The following is a 24,849-nucleotide window of genomic DNA, read 5'->3' as shown; positions in this document are numbered from 1 at the left end:
GGGAGGCGTCAGCCCAGCGAGCGCAGCTTCTCCGCCCACGCGATCGCGTCGCGCACGCCGTCGTCCACCGAGCGTTCCGCACGCCAGGCGAGCACATCGGCCGCGCGGTCGACGATCGCGTACGCGCCCGCCTGGTCACCCGGGCGGCGGGCGGCCTCGACCACGGGGAGCGGCTCTCCGGTGACGCGCTCGAAGGCGCTGATGAGTTCGCGAACCGTCACCCCGGCTCCTGTGCCGAGGTTGATCACCTGAGAGGGCGCGTCAGGGGTTGCGACCTGGTCGAACCTCTGCACTGCCGCGACATGCGCGAGAGCCAGATCCCAGACGTGGATGTAGTCCCGAAGCCCCGTCCCGTCCCGCGTCGCCCAGTCGGTGCCGGTGATCGTGAACGGCTCCCCGGACGCGCGTGCCTGCATGATCCGGCCCAGGGCGTGCGAGGGGGTCGGGTTCTGCAACCCGGTGCGCAGCCGCGGGTCCGCTCCGATCGGATTGAAGTAGCGCAGCGCGATGGCACGGAAGTCCCCCGCTCTCGCGGAGTCGTCGAGGATCTGCTCGATCATGGCCTTGGTCGCCGCGTACGGGCTCGCCGGCGCGAGGCTGCCGTGTTCGTCCACGCCTTCGCCGGACTCGCCCGCATACACCGCCGCCGAGGAGCTGAACACGATCCGGGGGATCCCCGCGTCGCGCAGCCCCTGCAGGAGCGTGATCGTCTTGCCGACGTTCGCGTCGTAATACCCGAGCGGGTCCGCGACGGATTCCGGGACAACGATCCGCGCGGCGCAATGGATGACCGCGTCGATGTCGGGGTGATCGGCCAGCAGCGTGTCGAGCACGGCACGGTCGGCGATGTCGCCGATGTAGAGATCGCGCCCCTCGCCGAAGGCCTTGAGCCCGGTGGAGAGATCGTCGAGGATCACGACCTCGATCCCTGCCTCGATGCATGCCGTCGCGACAGTCGCGCCAATGTAGCCGGCACCGCCGGTGATCAGTACCTTCATCGCGGTCAGTCTAGCCAGTGCGTCTCGTCGCCCGGCGGGAGGCTCTCCGCAGATCCAGAGGTCATCGACGGTAGGCTACTCACTGCTCGTCGAATCCCGCGCCGTCCTCCGACGGCGGCCTGTGGCATCAACATCGGAGAACCTCCCAGTGGCTCACGTCCTTCAGAACGTCGTCTTCCCACTTGATCGCGACCCCGATCTGCTCCCCCTCTACGCCGACCCGGAGACGTGGTCGGTGATCGAGAACGAGCCCGTGCGCGTGTCCAATCGTGCGCACCTCGGAAACATCCTCGGACGCCACCGCGCACGCATCGTGGCAGGGCGTCGCGTCTCGCTCGGGACCTACTTCAACGCGTTCCCCGCCTCCTACTGGCAGCACTGGACGAGCGTGCGCGACGTGCGGCTCACCGTGCGGACCACAGGACCCGCCACCATCCTGGTCTACCGCTCCAACGGGTCGGGCGTCCGCCAGCGCGTCGCCACCCGCGAGGTGACCGGCGAGTCATCGACGTCCTTCGACCTCGAGCTCACGCAGTACAGCGACGGCGGGTGGATCTGGTTCGACATCGTCGCCGACGAGAAGCCGGCCGTGCTCGAGGGCGCCGTATGGACCACAGAGCAGGAGCCCGCGCGGACCGGCAAGGCCTCGCTCGGCATCACGACCTACAACAAGCCCGACTACTGCGTCGAGACGCTGCGCGCGCTGGCCGCATCCCCCGACGCACTGGAGTTCGTCGACCGGATCTTCCTGGTCGACCAGGGCAACCGGCTCGTCGCCGACCAGGACGGCTACGACGACGTCGCCGCGAGTCTCGGGGAGACTCTGCAGGTGATCCGGCAGGACAACCTTGGCGGCTCCGGCGGATTCGCCCGTGCCATGCATGAGGCGCTGCAGCGTCCGGAGAGCGACTTCGTCCAGCTCCTCGACGACGACGTGCGGCTCGAACCCGAATCGCTGCGCCGTTCGATCGTGTTCGGTCAGTACGCGACCAGTCCGCTGCTCGTCGGCGGGCACATGTTCGACCTGCTCGATCGCCCCAAGCTGCACGGCTGGGCCGAGGTCGTCGACGAGGGCCCCTTCATGTGGCGCAACCTCTATCAGGAGAAGATGCCGCACGACTTCGGCGTCTCGAACCTCCGTCAGTCCACTCTCCTGCACATGCGCATGGATGCCGACTACAACGGCTGGTGGATGTGCCTGATCCCGCTCGACGCCGTCCGGAAGGTCGGTCTGTCGCTTCCGGCCTTCATCAAGTGGGACGACGCCGAGTTCTGCCTGCGCGCCGGAGAAGCGGGTTTCCCGACCGTGTCGATGCCGGGAGTCGCGCTCTGGCACGTCGCCTGGGTCAACAAGGACGACACGATCGACTGGCAGGCGTATTTCCACGCGCGCAACCGCATCGTCGCGGGCTTGCTGCATTCCAACGCCCCCCGTGGGGGTCGCCTCATCGTGCACAGCCGACGCGTCGACCTCAAGCACCTCATGATGATGCAGTATTACCCGGCTGCCCTTCGCGCCAGGGCGCTGAAGGATGTGCTCTCCGGTCCGGAGCACCTGCGCCGAGACCTCGCCACCGCGATGCCCGCAGCGCGCGCCCTCGCCGCGGACTTCCCGGAGACCGTCGTGCATCGCGACCCGTCGACGGTGCTGCACTCGCGGCGCGGGCGTCAGGTGTACAAGCAGCTGGACAAGAACGATCTGGACAACCCGAAGGGCCTCCGGCTGCGCTGGTTCACCCTCGCCACGCTCGCGTCGCACTTCCTGCACCGTCCGAATCCTGCCAACGTCGCCCAGCCCGAGGTGGAGTTCGGCAAGGAGGATGCGCACTGGTGGCGCGTCCCCGCCTTCGACAGCGCCCTCGTGAGCGCCGCCGACGGGTCAGGCAAGAACATCTACACGCGTGACCGCGCGAAGTACCGCCGGATGCTGCGAGAGACGCTGCGGCTGCACGCCGAACTGCGCCGCCGCTGGCCCGAGCTGCAGAAGCAGTATCGGCAGGCGCTCCCCGATCTCGTCTCCCCCCAGTCCTGGCAGAAGATCTTCGAGGAGAAGGCATGACCGCGGCTCCCGCTGCATTCGACCCGAAGTCCGCGACGATCGTCGTCGTCACCTTCAACCGCTCCCACCTTCTCTCGGGCCTGCTGACCAGCATCACCGCGATGGACCCCAAACCGGGGCGCGTCGTGATCATCGACAACGCCTCGTCCGACGACACGACCGACGTGGTCGAGTCGTTCCGCGACGACATCGGCACCGAGATCGTGTACCGACGACTGGACACCAACACCGGCGGCTCCGGCGGCTTCAGCGAGGGCATGCGCACCGCGTACGAACTCGGCTCCGAGTGGATCTGGATGATGGACGACGACGTCGAGGTCCTCACCGAGGGTCTCGCGAAGATGGGCGCCTGGAGCAGCCGGTTCAAGAGCATCCAGGGACGCCGCTTCGACTACGACGGCAGCGAGTTCTACTGGCAGTACCGCATCGCCGAGCGCATGGGCATCCCGATCCCGTTCGCCCCGTCGGGCTTCGACGAGACCGGATACAAGGAGATGAACAGCGGATGCTTCGAGGGCATGTTCATCCACCGCTCGATCGTGCAGCAGATCGGATTGCCCGACCCCCGGTTCTTCATCTACTGGGATGACCAGATGTACGGGTGGCTGGCCTCGCGTCTGACCACCGCGGTGATCGTCGACGAATTCGTGCTGCGTCGCACCCGTGAGATCAAGCAGTGGGACATGGGCATCCGCCACATGAACGCGTCGAGCAACGCCTACCGCTACTACATCATGCGCAACCGCGGCTTCATCAAGCAGTATTACCGTGTCCACGGGGTCTACAACCCCGTGCTGTTCGGCCTCGGCACCGCGGCGACCTTCTTCAAGGAGCTCATCCGCCTCGTCTTCGTCGAGCGGACCGTGCGCGGTACGAGCAACCTCTTCCGCGGCATCCGCGACGGGGGTAAGGCGGGCCGCGACCGCACCTGGCAGCCCATGCCCCCTCTGGAGGCGTGAAGCATGGACGAACAGGCGCCGGAGCTGCGCTGGGCTCCCCTGCCCCCGCAGCCGAAGAGGACGGGACGAGTCTGGCTCATCGTGGGGCTCGTCGTCGCGGCGCTCGCGATCGTCGGAGCCCTCCTCTTCTTCCTGGTGCCGCGCGGCGAGAACACGCCGCCGTCGGAGTCCGCCTCCCCTTCGCCCTCCGCTTCCGCATCGCCCACCCCGACGGCGACCCCGACCGCTTCTCCGACGCCCTCCGCCGTACCGGAGCCGACGCAGACCCCGATGGTGACCCCACCGCCCGTCGCAGACCCCAGCCTCGAGGTCTTCCGCGAGCGCGTGAGCGGCCCGCTGGGCGCCGCTCCTCGCGGCCTCGACATCATCGCCGGGTCGAGCGGGCAGGACGCCCTCTCCGTCGTCGACACGCTCCAACTGGACGCGCAGGGGCTTTCGGATGCCCGGCCGCCGTCATCGATCGATGCGGCCTGGCACGACGGGGTGTCGGCGTACAGCGAGCGCCTCACGCAGCTGCGCACGGCGATCTCGAACCAGTCGGGCGTCTCCGCGGCCGTGGATGCGGCCAGGGCGTCCGTCCAGCAGCTGAGGACAGTGGTCGGACTCTGAGCCGGAGGCGGTCGTGGTCCGTCGGGATCGCGCTCGTTACACCGCGTAGTCGGCGTTGTAGCGGTCGAGCACCTCGGCGATCGGGGCGTCGAGCGCCAGCGCTCCCTTGTCGAGGTAGAGCCCCCTGGTGCAGAAACGTCGCAGGTCGCGCTCGTTGTGACTGACGAAGAAGAGCGTGCGCCCTTCGGCGAGCAGCTCGTCGATGCGCTTGTAGCACTTGTCGCGGAACGCCTTGTCGCCGACGGCGAGCACCTCGTCGACGAGCAGGATCGGCTCGTCGAGCTGCGACACGACCGAGAACGCGAGCCTCACCTTCATCCCGTTGGAGAGGTGCTTGTACGGAGTCTCCTCGAACCCGGCGAGTTCCGCGAAGGCGATGATGTCGTCGTAGCGCCGAGAGACCTCGTCGCGCGACATCCCGTGCAGGCCCGCGGTCAGACGGACGTTCTCGCGCACGGTGAGGTCGCCGACGAATCCGCCGGTGATCTCGATCAGGGGGGCGACTCCCCCGTTCACCGAGACGGTGCCCTCATCCGGGAGCAGCACCTTCGCGACGAGCCGGAGCAGCGTGGACTTGCCCTGCCCGTTGCGCCCGACCACCCCGATGGACTCCCCGGGCTGCACGGTGAAGGAGACGTCGCGAAGCGCCCAGAACTCGCCGGGGCGCGACCTGCGCGAGGCTCCGGCGAACAGGTCCTTGAAACTGCGGCGTCCTCGCCTGTTCCGTCGGAAATGAACGCCGAGCCCCTGGACTTCGATCGCCGGTGCCATCACAGCTCCTTCAGCACGGGGCGCTCGAGACGGCCGAACGTCCACATCCCGAGCGCGAGGATGCCCACGCACATCACCGCGCTGATGAGAACCGGCATCGGCTCCCACAGGTCGGGGAAGAAGCCGACCCGGTACAGCGTGAAGATGCCCGCGAGCGGGTTGAACGCCCCGATGATGTCGAAGGGCGCGGGGAGGTCGCGGAAGCTGTAGATCACGGGCGAAGCGTAGAAGAGCGCCCGCAGGATGAGCGCCGTCGTGCGTTCGAGATCGGCGTACAGGGCGCACAGCGGCGCCACGAGGAGGCCGAGTCCGACGAGAAGGACGGTCTGCATGAGGATCGCCACCGGGAACCAGAGCAGCATCCAGGAGACGTGCGCCCCGCTGAAGACCGCGAAGAGGACGAGCACGGGCATGGAGAACAGGAACTCGATGCCCTTGCTCAAGACGATGCGGTTCACCCAGATGGAGCGGGGGATGGCGGTGGACCTGACCAGGCGGGAGTCCTTCTTGAACGCCCGTGTGAAGTCCGACACCGAGGTGTTGAACCAGACCCACGGCAGCAGCGCGACGATGAGGAACACGATGTACGGGTCCTCACCGACGCTCCGGTGGAAGATCTGCGTGAAGACGAACCAGTAGATCGCGCTCATCACGAGCGGATCGAGGATCGACCACAGGTAGCCGAGGGAGCTCGTCGCGTACCGGACCTTCAGGTCGCGGGCGGACAGCAGCCACAGCGAATGCAGATAGCGCCGGGGCGTCCCGGGCGCCCCGACAGCAGCGTGACTCACGATGTCGAGTCTAGGAGAGAGTGTTGTTCCAGAGCGACAGCGCCGAGCCGATGGCCATGTGCATGTCGAGGTACTGGTACGTTCCGAGGCGGCCGCCGAAGTGCACGTCTTGCTCGCCCTTGGCCAGCTCGCGGTAGGCCAGCAGCCCCTCGCGGTCGGTCGGGGTGTTCACCGGGTAGTACGGCTCGTCCTCCCGTTCCGCGAAGCGCGAGAACTCCCGCATGATCACGGTCTTGTCCGACTCGTAGACGTCCTTGCGCTCCGGGTGGAAGTGCTTGAACTCGTGGATGCGGGTGTACGGCACGTCCATGTCGGGGTAGTTCATGACGCTCGTGCCCTGGAAGTCGCCCACGTTCAGCACCTCCTGCTCGAAGTCGAGCGTGCGCCAGCTCAGCGCGCCCTCGGCGTAGTCGAAGTAGCGGTCGACCGGGCCGGTGTACACGACGGGGACCTGCCCGACGGTCGCCTTCTTGCTGAGCGGCTGCGCGTCGTCGAAGTAGTCGACGTTCAACTTCACGTCGATGTTCGGGTGGTCGGCCATCCGCTCCAGCCACGCGGTGTAGCCGTCTGTGGGAAGGCCCTCCCAGGTGTCGTTGAAGTAGCGGTTGTCGTACGTGTAGCGCACCGGGAGGCGGCTGATGATGTCTCCGGACAGCTTCTGCGGATCGGTCTGCCACTGCTTCGCGGTGTAGTCACGGAAGAAGGCCTCGAAGAGGGGACGTCCGACGAGCGCGATGCCCTTCTCCTCGAAGTTCGCAGCTGTCTTGGCGTCGAACTCGCCCGCCTGCTCCTTGACCAGCGCGCGCGCCTGATCGGGCGTGTACGCCGACTGGAAGAACTGGTTGATCGTCCCGAGGTTCACCGGCATCGGGAACACCGTGCCCTTGTGCGTCGTGTAGACCCGGTGGACGTAGTTCGTGAACGACGTGAAGCGGTTCACGTACTCCCACACGGTCGCGTTGGAGGTGTGGAAGAGATGCGCACCGTAGCGGTGCACCTCGATCCCCGTCTCGGGCTCGGCCTCGCTGTAGGCGTTGCCGCCGATGTGGTGGCGGCGGTCGATGACAGTTACCTTGCGGCCCGCTTCGGCGGCACGCTCAGCGATGGTGAGGCCGAAGAAGCCCGACCCGACGACGAGAAGATCCATGCCACCCATGGTATCGGCGCGTGGCTGGGAGCCCGTCCCGCGGCGGCGTCCCCTCCCGCTCTCCCCAGTTTGTCCACGCGCGCGCACTCGACCGCTACGCTGAGCGGCATGCGGGAACGCCGCAGCCAGTTCACCACAAGATGGAGTTCCCATGTCCCGACGTGCGGTACCCGCTGCTCTCGCCGCGGTCGTCTTCGCTGCCTCTCTGCTCACCGCGACCGGGATGAGCGCGTCCGCCGACGTCACGCGACCGTCGGAGACCGGCACCGCAGCCGACATCTCCTTCCCCGCCGGGGTCTCACGTCTTGCGGGCAACGACCGCTACGACACCGCGATCGCCGTGTCGAAGAAGTACGCTGCGGGCACGGATGCGGTCTTCGTCGCCACCGGCGCGAACTTCCCTGACGCCCTGTCCGCGGCCGCGGCCGCGGCACGCCTCGGCGCACCGCTGCTGCTCACGCCGGGCACGGCATTGCCTGCCGCCGTGCGTACGGAGATCACGCGGCTGAGCCCCTCGACCATCTTCATCGCCGGTTCCGAAGGTGCGGTCGGCGCTGGCGTCGAACGCGCGCTCACGGCGATCGCGCCGGTGGAGCGACTCGGGGGCGCCTCCCGATATGAGACGGGAAATGCGCTGGTCCGCCGGGTCTTCCCAGGAGCCACCCACGCCTTCATCGCGACAGGAAGGACGTTCCCCGACGCCCTCGCCGCCACCGGCGCCGCAGGTGCCACGTCAGCACCGGTCATCCTCGTGGACGGCGCAGCCGCCTCGCTGCCGACCGACACTCGAGACCTGCTCGACGCTCTCGGCGTCTCCGCGGTGACCATCGTCGGAGGGGCGGGTGCGGTCTCCCCGGCATCGAGGCGGAGCTCGCGAACGCGTACGACGTCCAGCGGCTGGGCGGCGCCGGCAGGTTCGACACCGCGGCACTCATCAACGATTCCTTCTTCTCCGCCGGCTCGGCCCCCGCGGCCTTCCTCGCGACGGGACAGAACTTCCCTGACGCGCTGGCCGGTGCCGCGCTGGCAGGACGCACCAAGAGCCCGGTCTACGTCACGAACGCCGCCTGCGTGCCCGAATCCGCGCACCTGTCGCTGCAGCGACTCGGCGCCCCCAGCACGGTGGTGCTCGGAGGGGTCGCCGTGGTCGGCGCTCAGGCCGCCGCGAACATGGGCTGCCTCACGGCGGGAACTCCGACGATCTCCGGCACCGCCCAGGTGACCGGCTCGCTCACGGCGAACGTCGGGACGTGGACGGCGGGGACGACCTTCCAGTACCAGTGGCTTGCGAACGGGAGCCCCCTGACGGGGGCGACGGGGGCACGACTCCCGCTGAATGCAGCGCATGCGGGCAAGCAGATCTCCGTGCGGATCACCGGCTCCAACCCCGGCTACGTGTCGGCGACGGTGCTCTCCGGACGGACCTCGACCGTCTTCTATCCTGCGCGCACGACCCCGATCGACAGCTGGAACTGCCCGAGCTGGGCGCCGATCAAGGGGAACATCGGGGACAAGGAGAACATCTATCACATGCCAGGCGGACGTTACTACGCGGCTACGAACCCCGAAGAGTGCTTCCGCACGGAAGCCGCCGCGAAGAGCGCCGGCTACCGCCGCTCGAAGCTGTGACGACGTCGTCTCCGATCGCCCTGGCGCCCGGCTCGCGGCACGATAGGATCACGCAACGGCCCCGGGCTCTCCGGCGCCTCGAAGAGAAACGATGACTCCTTGAAAACACGTTCGCACCGTCGCGCCGTCGTTGCCGCGACCGTTCTCGCCCTCGCGCTGTCGACTCCACTCGCCGCAGCGGCCGCCGGAGACCAGGAGCTTCCGCAGCTCGATCAGACCGACTCCTCGACGCCGCCTGAAACGCACTTCCGGCTGGACGAGGCGCCGGTCTCGAGCAACCGCTCGGCGGAACCGAAGGCGCTGGCCGCTGCAGAAGCGCCCGGCACCGTCACGGGTGTGACCATCGGCGATGTGACCTCCACTGACGCTCACGCCGCCTGGGCCGCGCCCGCGGACAACGGTTCGACGATCATCGGGTACCACCTGCAGCTCCTCATCGGCGGCTCCGTCATCGAGGAGTTCGTGTCTGACACCCCCGTGCTCGGCGCAACCCTCTTCAACCTCGCCCCCGACACCACCTACGGGTTCCGCGTCGCTGCGGTGAACGCCGTCGGCACCGGTGCCTTCTCCGCGGTGCAGTCCTTCACCACGACGCATACGTGGGTGGAGCGGCAGTTCGGCGCCGACCGCTTCGAGACCGCCGTGCGCGTCTCCGAGAGCGCCTTCCCCTACGAGGGGGTGCCGGTCACGTTCATCGCGAACGGTCTGAACTTCCCCGATGCTCTGGCCGCGGCCGCGGCCGCCGGCACCTTCGGTGGGCCTGTGCTCCTCACGCGACCGACCAGCGTGAGCGTCGGAACCGTGGACGAGGTCGCCGCGCTGAAGCCGGAGTACCTCTTCGCCGCCGGAGGAAAGGCCGTCGTCGGGGATTCCGTGTTCAACAAGCTCTCGCCGTACGCGACCATGGGCTCCGACCGCGCTGCGGGCGCGTCGCGATACGAGACCGCCGGCCTCATCTCCACGCTGTGGGAGTCGACCGGTACCGTGTACCTCGCCAACGGGATGAACTTCCCTGACGCCCTGGCCGGTGCTGCCGCGGCGGGGTACGAGGGCGCTCCGGTACTGCTCACGAAGCAGGGCTCACTCCCGCCGGAGACGGCGGCGTACCTGAACTACCTCCGACCGACGAGACTCGTCATCCTCGGTGGTACCGGCGCCGTCAGCCAGGCCGTCGTCGACCAGGCGCAGCGGGCAGCCGGCGGATTCGTCGCGTCGATCCAGCGCCTGTCGGGCGACAGCCGCTACGACACCGCGGTCGACATCTCCCGTCGCACCTTCACCGCGCCGCGGGTGCCCGTGGTGTACATCGCCAGCGGGCAGAACTTCGCCGATGCGCTCGCGGGAGCTGCGGCGGCCGGCGCCCTCGGTGGACCCGTGCTGCTGACAGAGCCGAACGCGATCAGCGACGCGACCATCGCCGAGATCGAACGACTGGACCCGGTCCGCGTGGTCGTGCTCGGGGGTCCCGCGGTCGTGAGCGACACCGTCAAGGACCGCATCGCGAACGCGCTCGACTGACCGACTCGGAACGGTCGCGGCGCCCTCGTGCCGCGACCGTTCTGGTGTTCTCGGCCCGTACCGAAAGGGTTTCCCTTGTCTCCCCGATCACGACGCCGCTCCTTCACCGTCGTTCTGACGCTCGCCCTCGCCGTCGCCACGCCTCTCGCTGCTCACCCCGCCGCGTCCGCGACCACGGCCGCACAGACCTCGGTCGAGCGGATCTTCGGCACCGACCGCTACGAGACGGCGGCAGCGGTGTCAGCCGACGCGTTCTCGCGCGGCGGAGTGATCACTGCCTTCGTCGCGAGCGGCGTGGACTTCCCCGACGCCCTCTCCGCCGCTGCCACCGCCGGACTCATGGACGGCCCTGTCCTCCTCACGAAGCCGGGGTACCTGCCTGCGGTGACGGCGCAGGAAGTCGACGCCCTCGAGCTCGATTCGGTCTTCGTGACCGGCGGAACCGGCGCTGTGAGCGACACGGTGCTGCGTCAGCTCGAACCGCTCACGGCCGAGGGGTCGTTCCGCTTCGGCGGTGCGGACAGATACGCCACCGCGGCCGCCATGCTGCCCTGGTGGACCCTCGAGTTCCCTGACACGGTCTTCCTCGCGAGCGGCGCCGACTATCCGGACGCGCTCTCGGGAGCGGCGGCGGCAGGATTCCTGCATTCGCCGGTCCTCCTCACCGCGCCCGACGCCCTGCCCGCCCAGACCGCGGACGCACTGCGGCGCCTCGCCCCGTCCACCGTGATCGCGCTCGGGGGCACCGGTTCCCTCAGCGACGCCGTGCTGGAGAGCGCGCGCCTCGCCACCGGTGTCGACGATGCGACGACCGAGCGCCGAGGCGGCCAGACCCGGTACGACACGGCCGTTTCCGTGTCTCAGGGGACGTTCGCCACCGGCGCACGCGTGCCGATCGTGTACGTCGCCAGCGGCGAGAACTTCGCCGATGCCCTCGCCGGAGCGGCGGCCGGAGGCAGTCTCGGCGGCCCCGTTCTGCTCACCCCGGCGCAGGACGCCCCCGCAGCCGTGCTCGCAGAACTCCGAAGGCTCGACCCGCAGCGTGTCGTGATCCTCGGAGGGCCGAGCGTGATCAGCGACCACGTCGCCACTCAGATCGCCGCCGCCCTGGGCTGAGGCATCTCCCCAGGGGTGGCGACGATGCCGCTTCCGGTGCGGAGGTGCGGTGTCAGCCCGCGGTACCGACGACGATGCGCGGCGTCCCGGCCCACAGAGCCGGATCGGTAGCCGCGCGGCCGTCGACGATCAGCTTGATGCCGGGCAGCTGCGCAGGCGTCAGCTCCTTGTAGTCGGCGTGGTCGGTCTGCAGGACGGCCAGGTCGACCTCGCCCCCGATGGCGTAGGGCTCGAATCCGAGGCCGCGCAGCTCGTCGTCGCTGTACAGCGGGTCGTGCACCACGACCTCGGCCCCACGATCCTTCAGAGCCTTCACCGTCGGGAACACCCCGGAGAACGCCGTCTCCTTCACGCCGCCGCGGTAGGCCGCGCCGAGGACGACGGCGCGCTGGCCGCTCAGGTCGCCGAGGATGCCCTCGGCCTGCGCGACGAGGCGCTCCGGCATCGAGGCGTTGAGCTGACGTGCGACGCGCACGATGTCGGCATCGGGGTCGGTCGACAGGTACAGCCGCGGGTAGACCGGGATGCAGTGACCGCCGACAGCGATGCCGGGGCGGTGGATGTGGCTGTAGGGCTGCGAGTTGCAGGCCTCGATCACCTTGTAGACGTCGATGCCGTGGGAAGCGGCGAAGAGCCCGAACTGATTGGCCAGCCCGATGTTCACGTCGCGGTAGGTCGTCTCGGCCAGCTTCGCCATCTCAGAGGCCTCGGTGCTGCCGAGGTCCCAGACGCCGTTCGGCTGAGCCAGATCGGGGCGCTCGTCGAACTGCAACACGGCCTCGTAGAACTCGCGGGCGCGACGATTGCCCTCGTCGGAGAGGGCGCCGATGAGTTTCGGGTACTTGCGCAGGTCGGCGAAGACACGGCCCGTGAGCACGCGCTCCGGAGAGTAGGCGAGGAAGAAGTCGGTCCCCTCGGTGAGGCCCGATCCCTCCTCGAGCATCGGCTTCCAGCGGTTCCGCGTGGTTCCGACCGGAAGGGTGGTCTCGTAGGAGACCAGGGTGCCCGGCGTCAGATGCTCCGCGAGCGAGCGGGTGGCTGCATCCATGTACTTGAAGTCGGGTTCCCAGGTCTCATCGTCCACGAACACGGGCGCGACGAGCACGACGGCGTCGGCCCCGGGGATCGCCTCGGCGTAATCGGTCGTGGCACGCAGTCGACCGGCGGGGATCAGCTCCTCGAGACGCTCCTGCAGCTCGGCCTCGCCGGGGAACGGCTCCTTCGCGGCGTTGATCAGGTCGACGGCCCTCTGATTGACGTCGACGCCGACCACATCGTGACCGGAAGAGGCGAACTGGACGGCGAGAGGGAGCCCGATCTTTCCGAGGGCTACGACGGCGATACGCATGATCCCCAGTCTACGGGCGCGTCAGACGACGCGTCGCAGACCCGGGACCCGCCGCATCAGGAAGACGACCAGGAACGAGGAGCAGACGACGACGAGCCACTCGAGCACCGACAGCAGCAGCGACCCCGCTGCGGACTCGAAGGGCGGGAGTGCACGCACCAGGAGCATGATCGCGAAATGCACGAGGAAGACGCCGAAGGCGCAGTCGGACAGCTCGCGCACCATACGCTGGGCGCCCGGTCCGGGGTTCCACCGCCCCAGCGCGCTGTTGACGCAGATGAAGACGCCGAGCGATGCGGCGGCCACCACGGGCCCGAAGTAGCTCAGGGAAGCACCGCGTCGACCAGCGGCAGGGAGGGACGCAGTCCGTACTGGACGATCGAGGCGACGATCGCGAGGACGGTGAGTCCCAGCACCACGACGAAGCGCCAGCCCGACACACGGACCGCACGCAACGCCCACCCCGCCAGGAAGTAGCCCGCGTAGGGCAGCCACTGCGTCAGCGCGAGCAGTGTCAACGGGGCCGCATCCCCCATCGCCGTCAGGACGCTCGAGGAGACCCCCGTGACGACGGTCGCACCGAGCGTCACTGCGGCGAAGATGACGGCTCGACGCTGTCCGCCGCCCTGAAGGAACGACGCCAGGACGGGCGCCACGACGTACAGGCCCACGATGAGCCACAGGAAGTACAGATGCGTGTAGGGCTGGCCGTCCAACACGAAGCGCGCGAGATCGAGACGGGTCGGCGCGATCTGCGAGAACAGCGTGCGGATGAGCACGAAGTAGAGGAGCGACCAGAAGACCAGCGCGGTGAGGAGCCGCGGAAGCCGCTTCCGGTAGAACAGTGCCGGACCGCCGGCATGCTGCCGCGGGGCCAGCACGAGGGCACCGGAGATCATGACGAACACGGGGACGACCCACACGAAGCCGATGTCGGCGACGACGGCGCCCCACCAGCCCGCCGTGCCACGGACGTCGGGATTCGCCACCATCCCCGCGAAGACATGGATCGCCACGACCCCGACCACCGAGCCGATGCGCAGGGCGTCAAGCGCCCACTGACGCCCGGACGCGGCGGACCTCGCTCGCCCAGGAGCGCCGGGCGAGCTTTCCTGCGCGGGTTCGGACGTCACGTCCGGTCCTGGAGCACCTGCACGACACGTTCTGCTGCACGACCGTCGCCGTAGGGTGCCGCATCGGTGGGCTGCGGGCGCTCACGGGCGACACCGCGCGCGATCTCCGCAGCGTCCTGTGCGAGGACGTTCCACCCGAGCTCGACCGTCTCGACCCACTCCGTCTCTGTCCGCACCGTCGTGCACGGCACTCCCAGCAGGAACGCCTCCTTCTGCAGGCCTCCGGAGTCGGTCACCACTCCGGCACTGGACAGCATGGCAGCGACGAGTTCGGGGTAGGCCAGCGGCGCGTGGACGATGAGCGATCCGCTCGCGAGGTCGATGCCGTGCTCTTGCGCCTTGGCGACCACCCGGGGGTGTGCGAGGAGGACGACCGGACGATCCAGACTCCCCAGCCCGGCCACCACCTCGGCGAGTCGTGCCGGGTCATCGGTGTTCTCGGCACGGTGAATGGTGGCGATGTAGTGTCCACCGACAGGGAGGCCGAGCTCTTCGACCAGCGGAGAAGGACGCGAGGCGACCTCGTCGCGAACCGTGAAGAGGACATCCGTCATCACGTCGCCGACGAGCACGGTGCGTTCGGCGAGCCCTTCCGCCGCGAGGTGATCGACGGCGACCTGCGTCGGTGCGAGCAGGAGGTCGGCCGCATGATCGGTCATCACCCTGTTGTGCTCCTCCGGCATGCGCCGGTTGAAGCTACGGAGCCCTGCTTCGAGGTGGGCGACGCGAATGTGCATCTTCACCGCGCTGAGCGCGGCCGCGACGGTGGAGTTGGTGTCTCCGTACACGAGCACCCAGTCCGGACGGTGCTCGTCGAACACCGCGTCCAGAGCCGCCAGCATCGCCCCGGTCTGGACACCATGAGACCCGCTTCCCACGCCGAGGTGGACGTGGGGGGCTCCGATGCCGAGGTCCTCGAAGAAGACATCCGACAGCATCGGGTCATAGTGCTGACCCGTATGCACGATCACATGGTCCACTCCTGCGGCCACGAACGCCTTGTGGATGGGCGCGAGCTTCACGAACTGGGGACGGGCGCCGACGACGCTGACGATCTTCACAACAGGCAAGTCTACGGAAGACGGAGGGCAGCAGTCATCGCCGTCCCGCCCACCAGGTCGCGGCACTGAATCGCAGCGGAGCCTCCCGAGCGAGCACACGCGGCAGACGCGCGGGAAGCAATGCCTTGATCGAGACGAAGCGCCGGCGGCGTCGGGACAGGTCGTCCAGGGCCTCATCGGAGACGGTCGGGTCCGCTGCGCCGGCGATCAGTGCGCGATCCGCGAGCGAGAGAACCCCCGCCGCTGAGGGCGAGAACGATCGCAGCGCCCGCACGATCTCCCGCAGCGCCTCGCGATCGTCGGATCCCCAGTCCCCTGCGCGATAGTGCACGGCGCCGAAGACCGTCACCCGCCAGAGCTTGACCGCGAGGGCCTCGCGATCACGGCGGGAGAGCGCTCGTGCGAACGGCGCGGCGAGGAGCAGTCCGACCGCCTCGAGTTCCTCGCGCAACGGGCGCGCCGTGAAGGTGACGCGCTCCTCCCCATCGTGGATCAGGTAGTCGTCCGGCCCGGCGTGTCGACTGATGCGAGCGCCGGAGAACCAGAGCCGGGCGCCGAAGTCCAGGTCCTCCCCGTCGCGACCCCCGGGGTGAATCTCAGCCCGCCGAAACGCGGCACTGCGATCAGGCCGAGCGGCGCGGTTCGATAGGCGAGGCGATCGCGGCGACCGCGAAGGTCGCGGCGTCGAAGCGTCGGCGGCGTGGGCACGCGGTGGCCGCCCGCATGACGCAGCGGCGCCACCACCATGTCGGACGCGTCCTGCTGCGCGGTCCGACGCCAGGCGTCGATCGCCCCCGCCGTCACCTCGTCGTCCGAACCCATCACCGCGACGTAGAGGCCCTCCGCGGCGTCCAGTCCGTGGTTGAAGGGCCCGGCGGGACTGCGCACCCCGTCGCGCAGTTCCAGGAACCGCACGCGGACGTCTTCCGCCGCCGCGCCCGCGGCCCGGCGGATCGCGGCCTCGTCCACGTTGTGGCACACCACGTGGACGGCACGCACGCTACGGGAAGTCAGGACGGACGAGATCGCGCGGCCGACGTCCCTGCGGGGGTCGTGGGCGGCGATGACGACGTCGACGTCCTGGGGAAGCGGGTCTGCCTCCGTCTCGGCGGCCGCGAGATACGCCGCACGCGTGGCGTTGCGCCGCTCCTCGGGATCGAACAGGGCCGACGCCGCCGACGCGATCTCCGCCGCGGAGCGGTCGCGGTTGAGCTCCTGGACGCGCTGCACGGCATCGGCGTAGTCGGAGGCCGACCATCCTTCGACCAGCACGCCATCGGGCTCCGAGACGAACGAGGCCTGCTCTCCGGACGCCGACACGACGACCGGCCGTCCCGCGACGAGCGCCTCGGCGATCGCCACCCCGAAGGTCTCCATGCGCGTGGGGAGGATGAAGACGTCTGCCTCGGCCAGGAGGCCCTCCACCTCGTCCGGCGAGACCCGCCCGCGGAGTTCCACATGGTCGCGCACGCCGAGCTCCTTCGCGAGCGAAGCGACGGATTCGCGCATCGGACCGTCGCCGGCCCAGAGGAGTCGGGCATCCTCGCCCCGGCCGCGGAGCTCGGCGACGGTCCGCACCGCGATGTCAGGTCCCTTGCGCGCGATCAGGCCTCCGACGCCGACCAGAGTCAGCACACCGCCGTCCGGCCGTGCATGGACTTCGACCGGGCGCGGCACCGCGTTGGGGATGATGCGCGTCCGCCCCCGCCGCGTCTTGCCGATGGCGGTCGCCAGATCGTGACCAACGGCGATCACGACATCCGGACGGCGGAGCAGCATACGCACGAGCGGCAGCGAGACGCGAGCCGACACCGGCGCCGTGGAGGGCGCGAGGAGGGCGGACCAGTGCTCCGTGTGCACCCACGGGCGCCCGATCCGTCGGCCGAGGAACGGGAGGAGCGCCGACGCGGCCATGGAGTGCACGAGATCGGCATCTCCGGCGCGCTCGGCGATGACACCCCGGCGCGCCGGATGCTGCGGGGGTCCGCCGTCGACATGCGCACGGTCGTGACCGGGAAGTCCACGGTGGCCTCTTGCCCGTCCGCGGAGAGGTGGATGACCTCCACGTCGTGATCCGCGCGCAGCATCTCGATGTCGCGCCGGATGAAGACGCCGATGTCCGGTCGCCCTGCGGTGGGAAGCCAGGGTGTCACGACCAGAACCTTCACGGTACGAAGCTATCAGGGTCGCTCATGCTCACGACGTGGTCCGCTCGCGAGAGAGCTCACCAGCTCTGCGGCGCGCGCGCCGGTACGCTCGGCGTCGTACTCCGATTCCCATCTCTCGCGAGGGGCGTATGTGCCCGGCGCTGCGTCGAGCACCGAGGCCAGTGTCGCCGCGACCGTTCCGCTGGACGCTTCGGCCTCGACCAGCTCACCGGTGCGCAACGCGGAGCCCACGATCTCCGGAGTCCCCCCGACGGCCGTGGCGACGACCGGCACGTCGTAGGCGATGGCCTCCATGATGCTGACCGGGACGCCCTCGGATGCCGAGAGATTGACGAAGAGATCCACCTCGCCGGACTCGTAGAACGCCGCGATCTCCGAGTTCGGCACCTGTCCGCGCAGATCCACCTCGATCCCCTCCGGGAACGCGCCGACGTGCTCACGCAGCTGTGGCATGAGCGGTCCGTCGCCGAAATGAACCCAACGCACCGGCCGCGACGGGTCGACGGCATGCAGCTCGCGGACGGCCTCGGCGATGCGATCGACCCGCTTCACCTCGCTCACCGCCGAGCACGACACGATGGTCGGTGCGCCGTGCAGTCGACGCTCGGGGGCCTGCGGGGGCCGTAGGCGCCGAGCCTGCTCAACCGGACCTTCCCCGGACCTCGGAGTAGCGACCCTCCAGGTAGCGCACAGCGTCGTCGGAGATCGCCAGGACCCGATCGGTGCGCGCGAAGAAGAAGGGACGGAAAGGCAGGTAGCCGCCGATGGCCCGCTCCTCGTAGAGGTCATACCGATGGACCCGCACCACGCGGGCCGACACCCCCGAAGCCAGGGCAGGACGAGCCCCCGCCCATGGCCCAGAAAGCGTAGGCGACGGTGTCACGGTCGCCCGCGACGGCCTCGCGCACCGCGGATCGGTGCGCCTGCGTCATCCCGACCTTCGCCCCCATGGCGAAGAGGCGCGCGTTCCGCAGGAGGCGGCCGCTCCACAGCTCTCGCCACGTCGCCTGCAGGAGCAGGAGGAGCGGGGCGAACTCGAGCAGTCTCCGGGGCGCGTCCTCCGGTGCAGGCACGAAGAGGTTGCCTCCGAAACGGACCCCCTCGGGGAGGTCGACCATGCCGGCACTCGTGTCGCGTGCATGACAGAACACGATGACGTCGTCGAATCGCGCGGCGAGCGCCTCGATCTCCTTCTCCACGAACACCACGTCGCCGGTGCGATAGGGATAGTCGTTCGTGAAGAGGAGCAGCCTGCTCATCCGCGCTCCTGACGAGGCGGCGCCGCCATCAGAGCGGCGAGGGCCTCGGCCCAGCGCTCGGCCTGCTCTTCACCGGAGAGTTCCCTGGCTGAGGCGTCGGACGCCTGCTTCCACTCCCGCACCCGCTCGGCGTCGAGTTCGTCGATGAGGCGCGTGAGCGCGGCCGCGTCGAAGCCGTCCGCCACGGCACCGAAGCCTCGTTCCTTCAGGACGCGGGTCATCTCGGGCGAGGGCCCGATGATCACGCCGAGTCGCGCCTGCACGTAGTCGAAGAACTTGTTCGGCAGCGCCCACGTGTTGTTGAAGTTGACCGGCGGGAGGAGATGGACGCCGACATCGTGGGCGTTGAGGGTCTCGCCGAGCTCGGCGTACGGCACGGGGTCGTGGAGCTCGACGCGCTCCGACGCCGCCGCCCTCGCACGGACCTCCTCCAGGAATCCCGGGTCGTTCGGCGTGAGGTAGAGGGCGAGCCGGACGTCAGCGGACGCCGCCTCGACCGCTTCCATGATCGCCACGATGTTGCGATCGCGGAGGGCGGCACCCGAGTGCACGAGGCGGATCGGCGACGCGACAGGGTGCGGGGTGAGTTCCGCATAGGGGGCCGCATTGGTCACCACCGTGGCCCTGATCCCGTAGCGTCGCTCGTACTCCTCCGCGATTCCCTGGCCGACCGTGGTGACGGAGTCGGCGCGTATCACGAACGTCCGGCACATCCACCGGACGAAGGGAGCGACGAACAGTCGCCACTTCCAGACGTCTTCCTTCTGACGGGGCGCGTACTCGTGCAGATCGGCATGCACCCCGTGCACGGATCGCTGAGCGAGCGCGAGTCCCACGGCATCCACGTCGTTCGCGAGCACGAGGTCCCAGTCCGTGTCGCGCAGCGCCGTCACGGCGGCGGCGATCGCGGGGTTCGACCAGTACGCGTGGCGGTATCGGCGCAACAGCACGGACGCCCGGTCGTAGCGCCAGATCGGGTGCTCGTCGGGGATGCGGATGTGGCCGCTCACACCGTCCGGGGTCTCGCCGTACCCGACCGTGTGCACCTCGTAGTCGCGGCGCAGACGAGTGATCTGCTTCAGCAGCCGCGCGTCGGCCCTGATCGTCGAGAACGAGATGATCAGGAGCTTCGGGGCGGTCATCGGCGGCCCTTCGCGACGAGGCCGTGGATGATGCGATCCCACTTCTGGACCTGCCGTTCGCCCTCGAGCTCGTGCGCACTGTCATGGGCGTGCTGTTTGTACGCCGCGACGGCCTCCGGCGTCAGCTGCTCGATCCTCTCGCGCAGCGCATCGACCGTGAAGTCGGAGGCCACCGACCCCAAGCCGTACCGCTCGACGTACCCGGCCATCTCCGGCGAGGGTCCGACGATGATCCCGAGTCGCGCCTGCACGAAGTCGAAGAGCTTGTTCGGCAGGGCGTGCCGGTAGTTGAAGGTCAGCGGCGGGAGGAGGAAGACCCCCACGTCGTAGGAGTTCAGGGTCGTCACCAGCTCCGAGTACGGCACGGGATCGAGGACGCGGACCCGGTCGGTCGTCGCCGCGTACTCCTTGAGCTCCTCGAGATAGGCGGGGTGGTTCGCGGTGAGGTAGAAGTCCAGCGTGACGTCGGCCTGCGCCGTCGCCACCGCCTCCGCCATCAGGTGGAGCTGACGATTGGTGAGGCCGGCCCCGCTGTGGACCAGTCGGATCGGGGCCGAGACCGCGCCGGGGCGCAGCTCGTGATACGGGGTCGCGTTGCTGACGAGCTCGGCGTGGAAGCCGAAGTTCCGCTCGTACTCCGCAGCGAGTCCTTCGCTCACCGTCGTCCAGGCCGCTGCCTTCGTCACGTAGGTGCGCACCACCCACTCGAACCACGGCGTGATGCGCTGGAACCAGAGCTCGTTGTCGTCATGCAGCCGCGGCGAGTACTCGTGCAGGTCCGCGAGGACACCGAACCGCGGACGCATCTTGACCGCGACGGGGACGGCCTCGACGTCGTTCGCGATGATCACGTCGAACCGTCGCCCCTTCAGCGCCGCCCGCGACCAGCGCACCGCGGACAGCCGCCAGTACGCCGTCCGATAGCGCTTGAGGGTGATGAGCTTGCCGTCGAGGTCGTTGTAGCGGACCTCCTTCGGCATGGAGAGGTGGTCGACCACTCCCTCCGGAGCGTCACCGTATCCCAGAGTCGTCACGTCGAAGTCGCGGGTGAACCGTGCGATCTGCTTCAGCACCCTGGCGTCGCCGGTCAGAGGCGAGAACGACATGATGAGCATGGTCGGGCGGGCGGTCATCGGGTTCTCCTTCGCTCGCGCTTGCAGAAGTAGAGGACGTATCGGCGCAGGGTGGATTCGCGCGCGAAGCTGTGCACCAGGTCGGGAGTGAGCCACCGGTCGCGCCGCCCTGCGCCGCGCGACGACGCCACATCGGACCGCAGCCGGGCAGCGCGAGGCTCGGCCAGCAGCCCGTCGAGAATCCGGCGGTCCTGGCGGTTGAACGGCAGCAGTGCCCGCGGCGCGACATCGAGGAGCCGATGGAGCAAGGTCGAGAAGGCCGCGACATCGTCGTCGTCGAGCTCTTCTGCGAGGGCCTGCGCATTGCCGACGATCGTCACCCTGATGAGTTTGACGGCGAGGGCGGTGCGGGCGCGAGCGGAGAGATCGGCGAAGACCCCGTCCTCGAAGAGCCGCACGATCGGGGCGAGCCGCTCGGTGACGGTCATCGCGCCGAGAGTCGTCCGCTCCGCGGCGTCCTCGCCGATCACGTACGTGCCGGCACCACGGAGGAGGTCGATCCGTCCACCCTGCGCCCAGAGCCGGATGCCGAACTCGAAGTCCTCGCCGACGCGGACGCCTTCGAGCATGCGCAGCCCCAACTCGCGCACCCGGGCAGTGCGGAACAGCCCGAGCGGTGCGGTGCGGTAGAAGAGTCGGTCGCGAGCGGCGTCGAGTCGCCGGTGGCGTCCGAGTCGCACGAGCGGGTTCGGCATCAGGCCTTGGCCCTGCAGCCGGATCTGCGCGATCGCGGCGTCCGGCCGTTCCGCGCGCACATATCGGACCCACTGCGACATCGTGCCGGGTTCGAGGAAGTCGTCCGAGCCCATCACACCGCTGTACTCCGCGTCGACAGCCGCGAGGCCGTGGTTGAACGGTCCGGCCGCGCTGCGGATGCCGTCCTGGAAAGGCAGCACACGGATGTCGCCGTCGATCCCCGCGAGGCGCCGTTCGAGGATGCCCGCGTCCAGCCCGTGAGCGACGACCGTGACGCGTACGACGTCGCGCACGTCATCGTCGTGAATGAGCGAGGCGACGGCCCGCTCGATCGGTCGCCGTTCGTCGTGGCAGGCGATCACGACGTCGACGAAGGGCCTCGTCACGTCAGGCCAGCCAGCTGAGCCTGCTCGGCGAAGTTCGGCACCCGGGCGACGAGTTCGTCGAACGTGCCCTGGTCGGCGATCGTGCCGTCCTGCATGAAGCAGACGAGATCGCTGTCGCGGATCGTCGAGAGCCGGTGCGCGACCGAGACGATGGTGACTTCCCCCTTGAGGCTGCGGATGGCCTCCGTGACCTTCGACTCCGTCTTGGTGTCGAGCGCACTCGTCGCCTCGTCGAGGACGAGGATCAGCGGGTCGCTGTACAGCGCCCTGGCGATGCCGAGACGCTGACGCTGCCCTCCGGACAGAGAGAGACCGCGCTCACCGATCCGGCCGTGCATGCCGCCGTCCCGCGCCTCGATCGTCTCCCAGAGCTGCGCGCGTTCGAGGGAAGCACGCACCCGGTCGAAGTCGATGTCCTTGTCGTCCCAGTCCAGGGCGACGTTCTGGGCCACGGTGCCGTCGAAGAGCGAGACGTCCTGGGGCACATATCCCACGCGGGAGCGCCAGGCGGCGAGGACGTCGTTGAGGTCCTGGTCGTCCAGGCGGATCGAGCCCTTCTGCGGGACGAGGAGACCGAGCAGGATGTCCACCAGAGTCGACTTGCCCGCGCCGGACGAACCCACCAAGGCGAGCGAGCTGCCGATCGGGATGCGCAGGTCGATGTCGTGCACCGCCGGCGTGTCCTCGTGCTTCGGGTATCCGAACGACACGTCGGTCAGGGTGAGCACGCGCGGCTCCCCCTCGATCGGCTCCTGTCCGAGGCGCTCCGCCACCGAGATGTACTTCTCCGACACCTTGATGTCGAAGATCACGGCCTGCACGTGCGGCACGTTCGCCGTGGTGGTCGTCACGATCGACTGGAATCCGGTCAGTGAGGGGACGAGGCGGAACCCCGCCACGGCGAACAGCGCCACCGACGCCAGCGCCTCCTGCATGCCCCCCAGCGCGTAGCCGATGCCGCCGACGAGCACGAAGCCTCCGACCAGCGCGGAGTTGAGGACGAACCCGGGGACGGAACCGAGGAAGTTCATGTTCGCACGAGCCCGGGTGCTGAAGGAGCGGTTGTACTGCACGATGCCGGCGACCTCACCGGTCTTGTTCCGCAGCGTGATCTCCTTGAGAGCCTGCATCATCTCGGTCATCAGCGTCGCGACCTTGAAGGAGTAGTCGCGCGAGACGCGCCCGGCCTGCACCGACCGTCCGGAGACCACCCAGTAGAGCAGCGCCATGATGCCGCCGAGGTAGACGACGGTGATGAGCGCTGTGAGCGGCTGGGCGACCACGATCACCGCCAGGATCAGCACGAAGCTCACGATGATCGACGGCAGCTGCACGATCGGCAGGAGGAAGCCGCTGATGGTGTTGGCGATGCCGACGTCGGCGATGCGGACGATCTGCGCGGTGTTCCGACCGAGACGATAGGTCCACGGCGCCTTGATGTAGCTGTCGAAGAGCTGCCGGCCGATCTCGAGTTCGAAGGAGGCGAATCGACGGGTCGCGAACCACTGCTGCAGCAGGGCCAGCGCGGACTTCACGAGGATGAGCACCGCCACGGAGCCGATCAGCCAGACGTAGTCGTCTTCCCCGATCTCGCCGATGACGGGGAGAGTGATGGTCGTTCGCGCGATCATCGGGGTCAGGCTCAGGGCGAGGAGCATGATCGCGCCGATGTCGAGGATGGTGAGCAGACAGGAGACCACGACGTAGCGCAGCAGGTAGGAACGCGCATCTGCGGGGAGATAGGTCACAAGCTCCCGGTAGGTCTTCGCAACGAGCTTCATGACGCGGAGTCCTCAGGGTATCGATCAGCGGGCATCGGTCCAGTCTTCCATGTGGGACCCTGCCGCGCCTTCACGTTCACCCAGGAACCCGGCGAGCGCATCGGCGGATCGGCGTCCGGAATGAACGGCCCGCACGAACTCGGGTCCGGCTGCGGCGATCCCCTTCGCCCGGTCCCGGTCGGCGAGGATGTCCCGCAGCACCCGTTCGAGGTCTGCCGCCCGAGCCTCGAGCACCGGGAGATCTCGCGACGTGCGCGCCCGCACCCTCTTTCGCACGACCTCGGACACGTGGCTGACCACGACGCGTCCGCTCGCCAGAGCCTCGCACGCGGCGACGCCGTAGATGCCGAGGGAGAACTGATCGAGCACGATGTCCGCTTCTCCGTACACCTCCGGCATGCGCGACGCGGGGACGCCGGTGATCTCGCGGTACTCGATGGCGCCTTCGTCGTGCAGACGGCGCATGGTCGGAGTGATCAGTGCCGTCCCCTTCAACCCTGCGCGACTCGGGGCGTGCACGACCACGGGACGATCGCGCACGAGGGGCGCTGACGGAGCCGCGTCGGCCCACCTCGCCGCATCGACGACGACGGGAAGCCAGGTCGCCTCCGGCACGTCCGTGAGCAGGTCGGGTGTGGAGACGAAGGCCGGGAGCTCGAGGGTCCGCAGCAGACGATGATTCGCCTCGGTGATGGCCTGGAGCCGCGGTTGCTCGGGATAGCGCCCTTCGCGGAACGGGGAGTCGGCATCAGTCCGCGCGTGCTGGTCCGGCAGACGGATATCGCTGCCGTGCCAGAGGAGCGCGACCTGGATGCCCCGTCGGCGGAGCCAGGCGATCTCGTCGTCGGGCGTCGAGCTGCCGCCCAGCACCTGCCGACCGGATTCGACGAGCACATGGGTGAACCCCGGGCGATCGCCCGACGCTGCGCGGCCTGCCATCGCCGGTTCTGGACGAAATACGCCGTCGAGACCGAGTGGTCGGCAGGGTAGGCGAAGACATCGTCCGCACCGCGGTACATGAAGTTCGCCGCACTCACATCGGGAAGCCGCTCGGCCGCGCGGGCCCAGGCGAAACCCTGACCCGCGGAGTTCACCGGAGCGATCAGCAGCCTTGTCTCGGCGGGGGCCACCCCGATGACACCCGC

At 68.8% G+C, this 24,849-nt stretch carries 25 protein-coding genes and 1 pseudogene; 8 read left to right on the top strand and 18 right to left on the bottom strand.

Going from position 1 to position 24,849, the window contains the following annotated elements; all coding sequences use genetic code 11:
- Positions 1 to 8: 8 nt before the first annotated feature.
- Positions 9 to 998: a UDP-glucose 4-epimerase GalE gene (gene galE, locus K1X59_RS07705; protein WP_183152375.1), complete on the bottom strand. Its 990-nt coding sequence runs from the start codon at positions 996 to 998 to the stop codon at positions 9 to 11.
- Positions 999 to 1,146: 148 nt separating this feature from the next.
- Here galE and K1X59_RS07700 point away from each other — a divergent pair, with 148 nt between their 5' ends.
- The 3 genes from K1X59_RS07700 to K1X59_RS07690 are packed head-to-tail and all read left to right on the top strand — an operon-like array spanning position 1,147 to position 4,625.
- The gene (locus K1X59_RS07700) at positions 1,147 to 3,057 is read left to right on the top strand and encodes a glycosyltransferase (RefSeq protein ID WP_183152374.1); all 1,911 of its coding nucleotides are present in this window, start codon (positions 1,147 to 1,149) and stop codon (positions 3,055 to 3,057) included.
- On the top strand, positions 3,054 to 4,016 hold the full coding sequence (locus K1X59_RS07695; RefSeq protein ID WP_183152373.1) for a glycosyltransferase: 963 nt from the start codon (positions 3,054 to 3,056) through the stop codon (positions 4,014 to 4,016). Before K1X59_RS07700 ends, K1X59_RS07695 begins: the two co-directional genes overlap by 4 nt.
- 3 nt (positions 4,017 to 4,019) lie before the next feature.
- Complete coding sequence (locus tag K1X59_RS07690) at positions 4,020 to 4,625, top strand: hypothetical protein (protein ID WP_183152372.1); 606 nt, start codon at positions 4,020 to 4,022, stop codon at positions 4,623 to 4,625.
- A 36-nt stretch (positions 4,626 to 4,661) separates the two neighbouring features.
- Here K1X59_RS07690 and K1X59_RS07685 read toward each other — a convergent pair whose 3' ends face one another.
- The 3 genes from K1X59_RS07685 to glf are packed head-to-tail and all read right to left on the bottom strand — an operon-like array spanning position 4,662 to position 7,334.
- A complete protein-coding gene (locus K1X59_RS07685; protein ID WP_183152371.1) occupies positions 4,662 to 5,396 on the bottom strand; it encodes an ABC transporter ATP-binding protein in 735 nt (244 codons plus the stop codon).
- A complete protein-coding gene (locus K1X59_RS07680; protein ID WP_183152370.1) occupies positions 5,396 to 6,187 on the bottom strand; it encodes an ABC transporter permease in 792 nt (263 codons plus the stop codon). Before K1X59_RS07680 ends, K1X59_RS07685 begins: the two co-directional genes overlap by 1 nt.
- Before the next feature lie 10 nt (positions 6,188 to 6,197).
- Positions 6,198 to 7,334 (bottom strand): UDP-galactopyranose mutase, encoded by a 1,137-nt coding sequence (glf, locus tag K1X59_RS07675; protein ID WP_183152369.1) that lies wholly within the window; start codon positions 7,332 to 7,334, stop codon positions 6,198 to 6,200.
- 151 nt (positions 7,335 to 7,485) lie between these two features.
- On the opposite strand from glf, the pseudogene K1X59_RS22820 reads away from it, so the two are divergent.
- From K1X59_RS22820 to K1X59_RS07655, 4 genes and pseudogenes are all read left to right on the top strand, one after another.
- A pseudogene (locus tag K1X59_RS22820) lies at positions 7,486 to 8,178 on the top strand (cell wall-binding repeat-containing protein); the annotation flags it as partial.
- A 14-nt stretch (positions 8,179 to 8,192) separates the two neighbouring features.
- Entirely contained in the window at positions 8,193 to 8,963 is a 771-nt protein-coding gene (locus tag K1X59_RS07665) for a cell wall-binding repeat-containing protein (protein WP_309491654.1), read from the top strand.
- A gap of 99 nt (positions 8,964 to 9,062) precedes the next feature.
- Positions 9,063 to 10,481, top strand: a complete 1,419-nt coding sequence (locus tag K1X59_RS07660; RefSeq protein ID WP_220174100.1) for a cell wall-binding repeat-containing protein — start codon at positions 9,063 to 9,065, stop codon at positions 10,479 to 10,481.
- A gap of 75 nt (positions 10,482 to 10,556) precedes the next feature.
- A complete protein-coding gene (locus K1X59_RS07655; protein ID WP_183152364.1) occupies positions 10,557 to 11,597 on the top strand; it encodes a cell wall-binding repeat-containing protein in 1,041 nt (346 codons plus the stop codon).
- Between the two features lie 52 nt (positions 11,598 to 11,649).
- Here the strand turns inward: K1X59_RS07655 and K1X59_RS07650 are convergent, their stop codons facing one another.
- The 6 genes from K1X59_RS07650 to K1X59_RS07625 are packed head-to-tail and all read right to left on the bottom strand — an operon-like array spanning position 11,650 to position 17,053.
- Positions 11,650 to 12,945 (bottom strand): nucleotide sugar dehydrogenase, encoded by a 1,296-nt coding sequence (locus K1X59_RS07650; RefSeq protein WP_220174099.1) that lies wholly within the window; start codon positions 12,943 to 12,945, stop codon positions 11,650 to 11,652.
- Between the two features lie 21 nt (positions 12,946 to 12,966).
- Positions 12,967 to 13,254, bottom strand: a complete 288-nt coding sequence (locus K1X59_RS07645; protein ID WP_220174098.1) for a hypothetical protein — start codon at positions 13,252 to 13,254, stop codon at positions 12,967 to 12,969.
- A 14-nt stretch (positions 13,255 to 13,268) separates the two neighbouring features.
- Complete coding sequence (locus tag K1X59_RS07640; RefSeq protein ID WP_220174097.1) at positions 13,269 to 14,078, bottom strand: acyltransferase; 810 nt, start codon at positions 14,076 to 14,078, stop codon at positions 13,269 to 13,271.
- Positions 14,075 to 15,139, bottom strand: coding sequence for a non-hydrolyzing UDP-N-acetylglucosamine 2-epimerase (gene wecB / locus K1X59_RS07635; RefSeq protein ID WP_183152362.1), 1,065 nt, complete (start codon positions 15,137 to 15,139; stop codon positions 14,075 to 14,077). The genes K1X59_RS07640 and wecB overlap by 4 nt, the downstream gene beginning before the upstream one ends.
- Positions 15,140 to 15,173: 34 nt before the next feature.
- Positions 15,174 to 15,590, bottom strand: a complete 417-nt coding sequence (locus K1X59_RS07630; protein ID WP_183152361.1) for a hypothetical protein — start codon at positions 15,588 to 15,590, stop codon at positions 15,174 to 15,176.
- 41 nt (positions 15,591 to 15,631) lie between these two features.
- The gene (locus tag K1X59_RS07625) at positions 15,632 to 17,053 is read right to left on the bottom strand and encodes a glycosyltransferase (protein WP_220174096.1); all 1,422 of its coding nucleotides are present in this window, start codon (positions 17,051 to 17,053) and stop codon (positions 15,632 to 15,634) included.
- A 3-nt stretch (positions 17,054 to 17,056) separates the two neighbouring features.
- Between K1X59_RS07625 and K1X59_RS07620 the strand changes: the two genes are divergently transcribed.
- Positions 17,057 to 17,212 (top strand): hypothetical protein, encoded by a 156-nt coding sequence (locus K1X59_RS07620; protein WP_220174095.1) that lies wholly within the window; start codon positions 17,057 to 17,059, stop codon positions 17,210 to 17,212.
- Between the two features lie 107 nt (positions 17,213 to 17,319).
- On the opposite strand, the gene K1X59_RS07615 is transcribed toward K1X59_RS07620, so the two are convergent.
- From K1X59_RS07615 to K1X59_RS07580, 8 genes are read right to left on the bottom strand one after another with little or no spacing between them, the layout of a single operon-like run.
- On the bottom strand, positions 17,320 to 17,904 hold the full coding sequence (locus K1X59_RS07615) for a glycosyltransferase (RefSeq protein ID WP_258567208.1): 585 nt from the start codon (positions 17,902 to 17,904) through the stop codon (positions 17,320 to 17,322).
- A 43-nt stretch (positions 17,905 to 17,947) separates the two neighbouring features.
- On the bottom strand, positions 17,948 to 18,115 hold the full coding sequence (locus K1X59_RS07610) for a hypothetical protein (protein WP_220174093.1): 168 nt from the start codon (positions 18,113 to 18,115) through the stop codon (positions 17,948 to 17,950).
- Positions 18,093 to 18,566, bottom strand: a complete 474-nt coding sequence (locus tag K1X59_RS07605) for a hypothetical protein (RefSeq protein ID WP_220174092.1) — start codon at positions 18,564 to 18,566, stop codon at positions 18,093 to 18,095. Before K1X59_RS07605 ends, K1X59_RS07610 begins: the two co-directional genes overlap by 23 nt.
- Positions 18,563 to 19,708 carry a glycosyltransferase gene (locus tag K1X59_RS07600; protein WP_183152357.1) on the bottom strand — a complete coding sequence of 382 codons (1,146 nt, stop codon included), beginning with the start codon at positions 19,706 to 19,708 and terminating at the stop codon, positions 18,563 to 18,565. Before K1X59_RS07600 ends, K1X59_RS07605 begins: the two co-directional genes overlap by 4 nt.
- Positions 19,705 to 20,841 carry a glycosyltransferase gene (locus K1X59_RS07595; RefSeq protein WP_183152356.1) on the bottom strand — a complete coding sequence of 379 codons (1,137 nt, stop codon included), beginning with the start codon at positions 20,839 to 20,841 and terminating at the stop codon, positions 19,705 to 19,707. The genes K1X59_RS07600 and K1X59_RS07595 overlap by 4 nt, the downstream gene beginning before the upstream one ends.
- Positions 20,838 to 21,923 carry a glycosyltransferase gene (locus K1X59_RS07590; protein ID WP_183152355.1) on the bottom strand — a complete coding sequence of 362 codons (1,086 nt, stop codon included), beginning with the start codon at positions 21,921 to 21,923 and terminating at the stop codon, positions 20,838 to 20,840. The genes K1X59_RS07595 and K1X59_RS07590 overlap by 4 nt, the downstream gene beginning before the upstream one ends.
- Positions 21,920 to 23,704 carry an ABC transporter ATP-binding protein gene (locus K1X59_RS07585; RefSeq protein WP_183152354.1) on the bottom strand — a complete coding sequence of 595 codons (1,785 nt, stop codon included), beginning with the start codon at positions 23,702 to 23,704 and terminating at the stop codon, positions 21,920 to 21,922. Before K1X59_RS07585 ends, K1X59_RS07590 begins: the two co-directional genes overlap by 4 nt.
- Before the next feature lie 24 nt (positions 23,705 to 23,728).
- A complete protein-coding gene (locus K1X59_RS07580; protein WP_220174091.1) occupies positions 23,729 to 24,643 on the bottom strand; it encodes a hypothetical protein in 915 nt (304 codons plus the stop codon).
- Between the last annotated feature and the right edge of the window lie 206 nt (positions 24,644 to 24,849).

Origin of the sequence: Microbacterium sp. Se5.02b (genome assembly GCF_019464375.1) — a bacterium.
Classification (GTDB): Bacteria; Actinomycetota; Actinomycetes; order Actinomycetales; family Microbacteriaceae; genus Microbacterium.
Note: the sequence above shows the minus strand (reverse complement) of the source record. Positions and strands in the feature narration are given on the sequence as shown.